4 protein-coding genes are annotated in these 5,349 nt (G+C 70.9%); all 4 read left to right on the top strand.

From position 1 onward, the window contains the following. The first annotated feature begins 136 nt into the window (after positions 1-136). From uvrC to whiA, 4 genes are read left to right on the top strand one after another with little or no spacing between them, the layout of a single operon-like run. Entirely contained in the window at positions 137-2,245 is a 2,109-nt protein-coding gene (gene uvrC / locus D1643_RS09570; protein ID WP_370520333.1) for an excinuclease ABC subunit UvrC, read from the top strand. Then, complete coding sequence (rapZ, locus tag D1643_RS09565) at positions 2,235-3,155, top strand: RNase adapter RapZ (RefSeq protein ID WP_160710406.1); 921 nt, start codon at positions 2,235-2,237, stop codon at positions 3,153-3,155. The genes uvrC and rapZ overlap by 11 nt, the downstream gene beginning before the upstream one ends. 5 nt (positions 3,156-3,160) lie before the next feature. After that, a complete protein-coding gene (gene yvcK / locus D1643_RS09560) occupies positions 3,161-4,294 on the top strand; it encodes a gluconeogenesis factor YvcK family protein (RefSeq protein WP_160710405.1) in 1,134 nt (377 codons plus the stop codon). Between the two features lie 41 nt (positions 4,295-4,335). Further along, positions 4,336-5,268 (top strand): DNA-binding protein WhiA, encoded by a 933-nt coding sequence (gene whiA / locus D1643_RS09555; protein WP_160710404.1) that lies wholly within the window; start codon positions 4,336-4,338, stop codon positions 5,266-5,268. Positions 5,269-5,349 lie beyond the last annotated feature (81 nt).

The raw sequence follows: 5,349 nt of genomic DNA, 5'->3' as shown, positions 1-5,349 counted from the left end.
CCCCGCGCCCGCCGACCTCGCGCCCGCCGACCCCGCCGCCGACCCCGCGTCCGCCGCGCCAACCCCCGCCATCCGCGAGGCGGGGGAGTCGGTCGCGCTCGACGCCGCGCCGGCGGCGGAGACCCAGACCGAGAAGATCGCCCGCATCAAGCGCGAGCTGGCCGAGGTGCCGGCATTGCCGGGCGTCTACCTGTGGAAGGACGCATCGGGGCAGGTCATCTACGTGGGCAAGGCCAAGCAGCTGCGCGCCCGCATGCGCCAGTACGTCAACTTCCAGGACGAGCGCGCCAAGATCCCCCTGCTCGTGGAGCAGATCGACTCCTTCGAGTACCTGGTGGTGGACAACGAGCATGAGTCGCTCGTGCTCGAGAAGAACCTCATCAACCAGCATGCCCCCTTCTTCAACGCCGACTTCAAGGACGACAAGTCCTATCCCTTCATCGCGCTGACCAAGGGCGATGCGTTTCCCGCCATCAAGTACACCCGAGAGCGGCATCGGCCCGACACCAAGTACTTCGGCCCCTACACCGACAGCCGTGCCGCCCGCGCCATGGTCGACGTCGCGCGCCGCGTCGTGCCGCTGTGCGCTGCCAGCTGCGCCGACTGGCGCGCGCTCACGCGCAAGGCGGAGAAGGCCGAGGAGCGCCGCGCCAAGGAGCTGCGAGCCGAGGGCGCGAGCGCAGCAGAGGCCCAGCGCGCCGCTCGCGCCTCCCTGCTCGACGAGCCGTATCGCGACGGCGCTGCACGCCCCTGCTTCGACGCCCACGTGGGCCTGGGCCCCGGCGCGTGCTGCGGTCGCATCACCCCACGCGCCTACGCCGACCACGTCGCGCAGATCGAGCGCTTCCTGGCCGGGCACCACGGCGAGTTCGTCGACGAGCTGACGGCCGAGATGCGCCAGGCCGCCGACGAGCTGGACTTCGAGCGCGCCGCCCGGATCAAGGCGCGCATCGACACCATCGGCTCGCTCGCCGACCGGCAGCACGCCGTGTCCTCGCGCAGCCTCGACGCCGACGTGGTGGGCTTCTTCCGCGAGGAGACGGTGGCCGGCGTGCACGTGCTCGTGGTGCGCGAGGGGCGCATCATCAACTCCAACGAGTTCGTCTTGAACCGCGGCACCGACGTGCCCGACCAAGACCTGCTCCACAACTTCCTGCTGCGCTACTACGACGCCACCACCTCCATCCCCCACGAGGTCATCGTCCGCGAGCTGCCCGAGGACACCGAGGTCATGGAGGGGTGGCTCACCGAGAAGCTGGCCAGCCCCCACGGGGCCAAGGTGCGCTTCTGCGCCCCGCGCAAGGGCGAGAAGGCCGAGCTCGTGGCCATGGCCGAGACCAACGCGCGCCACACGCTCATGCGCTACAAGGTGCGCACCAACTATGACGACAAGCGCATCAACAACGCCCTGCTCCAGCTGGAGAGCGCGTTGGCGCTCGACGCCCCGCCGATGCGCATCGAGTGCTTCGACATCTCCACCATCCACGGCTCTTACACGGTGGCCTCCATGGTGGTGTTCACAGGCGGCAAGCCCGACAAGAACCAGTACCGTCGCTTCAAGATCAAGACGCCGCTCGACGAGGCGAACGACTTCCTCTCCATGCAGGAGGTCATGAGCCGCCGCTACGCCCCCGAGCGCATGGCCGACGAGCGCTTCGGGTCTAAGCCCGACCTCATCATTCTCGACGGCGGCAAGCCTCAGCTCACCGCCGTGCTCGCCATGTTCGAGGAGATGGGCATCGACGATATCGCCGTGTGCGGTCTGGCCAAGCGCGACGAGGAGCTGTTCGTGCCCTGGCAGGACACCGGGCCGGTGGTGCTGCCTGGCGGATCGGCCTCGCTCTACCTGGTGAAGCAGGTGCGCGACGAGGCCCACCGCTTCGCCATCACCTTCCACCGTGAGCTGCGCGGCAAGGGCATGACGGCTAGCATCTTAGACGAGGTGGCCGGCATGGGGCCGGTGCGCAAGAAGGCGCTGCTCAAGCACTTCAAGTCGTTCCGCAACCTGAAGGCGGCCACGCTCGAGGAGGTGAAGGCGGCGCGCGTCGTCCCCGACGAGGTGGCCGAGGAGGTCGTGCGCGTGCTCGCGCAGTATACTGTGCAGAGGGAGGCGAGCGATGCCGCCCTCAACGCCGCGCCCGACGCCCCCGGTGATCCCGATGCCGGCGGCGCCCCCGAAGACCGACCCGCCGCGCTCGCCGCGGCGTCCCCCGACGAGATACCGGAGGTTCCCCATGAGCGATGAGCCCCAAGACCTTGAGAACATGCCGCGCCTGGTGATTGTCACCGGCATGAGCGGCGCGGGCCGCACCGAGGCCATGCACGTCTTCGAGGACCTCGGCTACTTCTGCGTCGACAACCTGCCCTCGAGCCTCATCGGCAGCCTCGTCGACCTCGACGGCGTCATGCGCGAGGAGGGCCGCGTGTCCGACCGGCGCCTGGCCGTCGTGTGCGACGCGCGCAACCGCGACTTCTTCGGGAGCCTCGCCACGGCGCTCGCCGACCTGTCCGGGCGCGGCGTGGAGTACAGCGTGCTGTTCCTCGACGCCGACGACGAGAAGCTCGTCTCGCGCTACAAGTCAAGCCGTCGGCGCCACCCCATGTGCGAGGAGGGCACCACCATCGGCCAGGGCATCCAGCGCGAGCGCCAGCTGCTCATGGAGCTGCGCGACGCGGCCGACTACGTCATCGACACCACCGACATGCTGCCGCAGAAGCTGCGCACCACCATCCGCTCGCTGTTCGCCACGGGCAACGAGCGCCGCGGCCTGGCGGTGACGGTGTACTCCTTCGGCTTCAAGCACGGCGCGCCGCTCGACGCCGACCTCGTGATGGACGTGCGCTTCCTGCCCAACCCCTACTACGATCCCGAGCTGCGCCCCCTCACGGGCCTGGACGCCCCCGTGCGCGACTTCGTGATGTTCCGCGACGAGACGACGGAGTTCCTCAAGCGCTGGGAGGCCCTGCTCGACGTGGTGATGCCGGGCTATGTGGCCGAGGGCAAGCAGCAGCTGGCCATCGCCGTGGGCTGCACGGGCGGCCAGCACCGTTCCGTGGCGCTCGCGGAGGCCACGGGCGACTACCTCAAGACGCGGGGCTACCGCGTGAGCGTGGCGCACCGCGACCTCAAGCTCGCCGAGCGGGCGGGGAAGTGAGTCCGGTGAGGCGACGCCAGCCCTTCCGCATCGACCCCTCGGCCACCGCGGCCTTCTCCGCGCTGCGCGACGTGCTTCCCGGCGCCGACCCGGCGCGCCCGGCGGCCGGCGGGCTGCGCGCCGTCGTCATCGGCGGCGGCACGGGCGCACCCATGTCCATTCGCACGCTACTCTCGCTCGGCGCGCAGACGAGCGCCGTCGTGGCCATGGCCGATGACGGCGGCTCCACGGGCATCTTGCGTGACGAGGCGGACGTCACGCCGCCCGGCGACATTCGCAAGTGCATCGCCGCCTTCGCGCGCAACCCCTCCGACCCGCTCGTGCGCGTGTTCAAGTACCGCTTCGCCGTGGCGCGCGACCACGCGCTCGGCAACCTGCTCCTGGCCGGGCTCGAGGACGCCTGCGGGTCGTTCCCGGAGGCCATCGCCATCTGCGAGCGGCTCGTGGACGCCCAGGGGCATGTCTACCCCTCCACCCTCGACCACGTCACGCTGGCGGCGCGCACCCGCGACGGCCGTTTCCTCGACGGCCAGGCCGTGGCCTGCCACTCCAAGACGGCGCTCGACTGGGTGGAGCTGCGCGGCGAGCACGGCGTGGTGCGGCCCTACGCGCCGGCGCTCGAGGCCATCCGTCAGGCCGATCTCGTGGTGCTCGGGCCTGGCTCGCTGTTCACCTCCATCATCCCGAACCTGCTCGTGCCGGGGGTGGTGGACGCCATCCGCGCCTCGCGCGGGCGCGTGCTGTTCGTGTGCTCGCTCGCTGACGTGCAGGGCGAGACGTGGGGCCTCACCGCCCGCGAGCACCTGGAGGCCCTGATCGACCACGGCATGGCCGGGCTCGTCGACTACATGCTCGTCCATGCGCCGGAGCCCCTGCGGGCCGACAACCTGGCTGACGCCCGCGTCTCGCGTGCCATCGGAGCCGATGCCGGCCTCGGAGCGCTCGATGACCGCTGCCTGGCCGCCGGCGTCCGCCCCGTGTCCATCACCTACGCCGATCTCCTCGCCATCCAGGCTGCGGGCCCGGTGGTCCTCGCCCGCGACCTCGCCGACCCGGAGCGCCCCACCTGGCACGCGCCGGCTGCCCTGCGCGAGGCCTTCGGCGACGTCATCAAGATGGCGGGCGCGCGGCGGCGCTGACGCCGCGCCCGATCCGTTCCGACCGAAAGCGAAGGCAAGCCATGTCGTTCACCTCGGAGGTCAAAGACGAGCTGGCCCACGTGCCGCCTGAGTGCTCCCACTGCGAGAAGGCCACCCTCGCCGCCCTCGTGCGCATCGAGGGCACGCTGTTCGTGAGCGGGCCGGGCCACTACCGCATGGAGGTGGCCACCGACACGCCGAGCGTGGCGCGCCTGGTCATCCGCCTGCTCCACACCCTCTATCGCCTGAAGACCGAGCTCACGGTGCGGCGTAGCGTGCTCCACAAGACGCCGAACTACCTCATCGAGGTGCCGTCCCAGGCGGGCCTGGCCGACGCCCTGCGCGACATGGGCGTGCTCTCGGCCGACGGCGGCCTGGAGATGGGCGTGAGCCCCGGCCTCGTGCAGAAGAAGTGCTGCGCGGCGGCCTACCTGCGCGGCGCCTTCCTCGGCAGCGGGTTCCTCTCCAGCCCCAAGAGCGACTTCCACTTCGAGATCACCGTGGAGTCCGAGGCCCTGGCCGAGGGCATCGTCGAGCTGCTCGCGCGCTCGGGCGTCGCCGCGCGCGTCATGCAGCGGCGCAGCTCGCATATGGTCTATCTCAAGAGCGGCAACGCCATACTCGAGTTCCTCGCCTTCGCCGGCGCCCACCAGGCGGCCCTGCTCATGGAGCAGGAGCGCGTGGTGAAGAGCGTGCGCAACGACGTGAACCGCCAGATCAACGCCGAGGTGGCCAACCAGAACAAGGCGGCCTCGGCGGCGGTGGACCAGATCTTCGCCATCCGCCAGGTGGTGGAGCGCCACGGCATGGAGAACCTGCCGCCGGCGCTCCAGGAGTTCATCAAGCTGCGCGTCACCTACCCGGACGCCTCGCTCAAGGAGCTGGGGGAGCGCGCCAACCCGCCGCTGTCGAAGTCGGCGGTCTACCATCGCGTCCGCCGCATCGAGCAGCTCGCCCGCGAGGCCGCCGAGTAGGGGGGGCGCCGCTGCGCCCGCTCCGTGCGCGCGTCGCCCGCCGCTGCGCCCCTCGCGTCGCCCGCCGCTGCGCCGGCGGCC

This window comes from Enterorhabdus sp. P55 (assembly GCF_009911695.1).
GTDB lineage: Bacteria > Actinomycetota > Coriobacteriia > Coriobacteriales > Eggerthellaceae > Enterorhabdus.
This window is presented reverse-complemented; position numbering and strand designations above follow the sequence as displayed.

Excerpts from the sequence above, each read along its gene's own strand:
- rapZ (WP_160710406.1), top strand. The coding sequence starts at position 2,235 with ATGAGCGATGAGCCCCAAGACCTTGAGAACATGCCGCGCCTGGTGATT.
- whiA (WP_160710404.1), top strand. The coding sequence starts at position 4,336 with ATGTCGTTCACCTCGGAGGTCAAAGACGAGCTGGCCCACGTGCCGCCT.